Genomic DNA, 2,195 nt, shown 5'->3' with positions numbered 1-2,195 from the left:
CCGCCCGCACACCCCAACCCCCATTCCTCACTCTCCTTCAACGGGCGCGGGAAAAGTGGCAGCAGAGGGGATGTCAGACCCCTGAGCATGCCCAGATACCTTGGTTGACCTGCGGATACGTGGCCCCTCTCCGAGGGGCTTGTGCAAGAGATGTCGCAAGAGAAGGCGCAGGAGTAGCCGCAGGTGAAGGCGCAGGAGATGTTGCAGGTTTCGGCGCGTCTCGGGTTCCTGCCACCCCGCTAAGAGTGTATTATTGATTCTGAGATCAGGCGGCAACCTGGCTCAGGCTCAATCACCAACAGAGGAGCTCCCTTGGACACGGAAACCGTTGACGCGGTAAGCCGCCTCACGATTCACCTTGCTGGAGAGCACGAGACCGACGCACATATCGGTCTGACGCTCATTCCCCTTCTCAAGATCCCCACGGCAATCATCGAATTCCGGCACCCTACCGCCGCGCGCGTTTGGTGGGAAGGCTGGTGTGAGGCAGCCGCCATGCTCGACAGGATTTTCCCCGAGCAGGTCGACGCAGGCGAATTGCGCGAACCCGAAATCACCATCAATTCTTTTGTGATCCTGGATGACGCGCCCCGGCGCGCCAAGGTCCGGGCCCGCAGCGCGGCAGTCAGCCCGGACGGGATCGGCGCACTGTCCGTGACCGTGGGAGGACTCACCATCGCGTGCGCATCCCGCGCAGCCGTTGAGTGCCAGGTGCGCGGGTGGCGCGAGGCGTACGAAGTGCTGGCCCTTGACGGAGGGTTCGGACTGCCGCCCGCCGACGAGGTGGCCGAGCGTGTACGCGCCGACCACGCCCGCCACGGGGTCAACGAACTGTTGACGGCCGCCGAGGAGCAGCGGGCAGGCCGGACGCGGTGACGGCCCCAGGGTGGGGGGCGGCCACCGGTCGCCCCCCACCCTCCCAAGCGACAGCCAGTAGAGGAGGAGACAGCATGGCCGCCACAGGACCGATCAGCCGGGGGCAGCGAGTGAGGATCGAGCGCCGCCCCACGCGGAGTCTGGCCGCACTCGCACGCCCGAGGACGGCGAACCAGCCCGCCCCGTGGCCGGAGGTGTGGGAAGGCATGGTGTTGCACGTGACCTACGAGGACGACGAGTTGACCGCCGTCGAGATCTACGGCAAGCACGAGAGCACCGGCAGGACTCAGCGGGTCACGTTCAGTCTGACCCGGAACATGTTCTTCCGTACGACAGTGCGGCCGGTCGAGTCGCCGTAAGTCGTCCCGTCCGGGGGGTGATTGGGGCTTGACGATCACCCCCCGGAAGAGAGTATTATTGATTCTGCGGGTGAGCGGCAACTCACCCGCCGCCAACTCAACCACCCAAGGCAGGGGACATGAGCGAGTACCAGAACCACATCCGGCAGACCCTTGAGGGGCAGTACGAGGACCCGAGCGAGGATCTCGGCATGGACGCGATGCGGTGGACGCCCGCGCCCGCCAGCGACGACGTGACGGACGAGGAGATGAGCACCGCCGCCGAGACCGCGCACGCGTTGCTCGACCGCGCCGCCGACGCGTACCTGTCGCTCCTGAACTCCGTTCTCGGCGACGGGACACACCACATGGTGGCCAGCGCCAGCACCCCGCACGGCGAGCTCATCGAAGGCCAGCGGCTCACCGTGATGGGTGAGGCCGTCATCATCGACGAGGCCGAAGCCATGCGGGTGTGCGCCGTGCTCGCAGCAGGCATGGTCGGGTGCGCCACGGGCGGACTGGTCGCGCGGACCTTTGCGCCCGACGGCTCGGAATCGGTACGCGGCTGGGCCGTCCGTAACTTCTGGCTTCGGCCGCTCACCGCGAACGACATCCGTCAGGCGTACAGCGTCGAACCCGTCACCGGCGCGCCGCTGACCCCGGAACCGGGCGTCACGTACCGGCAGGCCGAGCGGGTGCCCCGCCCCCAGGCCGAGGCCCAGCCCGGCAGCGGGAGCACCGGCCGCACCGCGCCCCGGGACACCCGGCCCCCGAACCGCCGCAACTGAGCACCACCCCCGTCCGGGCCGGTCGCCCGGCCGGCCCTGCCGCCCGCCGTCGGGCCCGGCCCGCTTGGTGGAGGGCCCCCCCCCCCCCCCCCCCCGGGCCCTGGCCCCACCCCCGCCCCGCGCCCCCCGCCCCGCGGGCCCCCGGGGCGCCCCGCGTCCCCCCGCCCAGGGCCTCGCGGGGCTGCGGGGTCCC

At 69.7% G+C, this 2,195-nt stretch carries 3 protein-coding genes; all 3 read left to right on the top strand.

Going from position 1 to position 2,195, the window contains the following annotated elements; genetic code table 11:
- Window positions 1–312: 312 nt before the first annotated feature.
- The 3 genes from GV126_RS32345 (at window position 313) to GV126_RS32335 (ending at window position 2,002) form a co-directional block, all read left to right on the top strand.
- Window positions 313–876 carry a hypothetical protein gene (locus GV126_RS32345; RefSeq protein ID WP_159674512.1) on the top strand — a complete coding sequence of 188 codons (564 nt, stop codon included), beginning with the start codon at window positions 313–315 and terminating at the stop codon, window positions 874–876.
- 206 nt (window positions 877–1,082) lie between these two features.
- Window positions 1,083–1,235, top strand: coding sequence for a hypothetical protein (locus GV126_RS32340; RefSeq protein ID WP_159674510.1), 153 nt, complete (start codon window positions 1,083–1,085; stop codon window positions 1,233–1,235).
- Window positions 1,236–1,354: 119 nt separating this feature from the next.
- A complete protein-coding gene (locus GV126_RS32335; RefSeq protein WP_159674508.1) occupies window positions 1,355–2,002 on the top strand; it encodes a hypothetical protein in 648 nt (215 codons plus the stop codon).
- Window positions 2,003–2,195 lie beyond the last annotated feature (193 nt).

This window comes from Streptomyces mexicanus (genome assembly GCF_902506575.1).
Taxonomy (GTDB): domain Bacteria; phylum Actinomycetota; class Actinomycetes; order Streptomycetales; family Streptomycetaceae; genus Streptomyces; species Streptomyces mexicanus.
The sequence above is the reverse complement of the archived record's forward strand: the minus strand, read 5'-3'. Positions and strand labels throughout refer to the sequence as shown.

What these genes read in the sequence shown, in the direction of transcription:
- GV126_RS32340 (WP_159674510.1), top strand. Translation starts at nt 1,083, where the DNA reads ATGGTGTTGCACGTGACCTACGAGGACGACGAGTTGACCGCCGTCGAG.
- GV126_RS32335 (WP_159674508.1), top strand. Translation starts at nt 1,355, where the DNA reads ATGAGCGAGTACCAGAACCACATCCGGCAGACCCTTGAGGGGCAGTAC.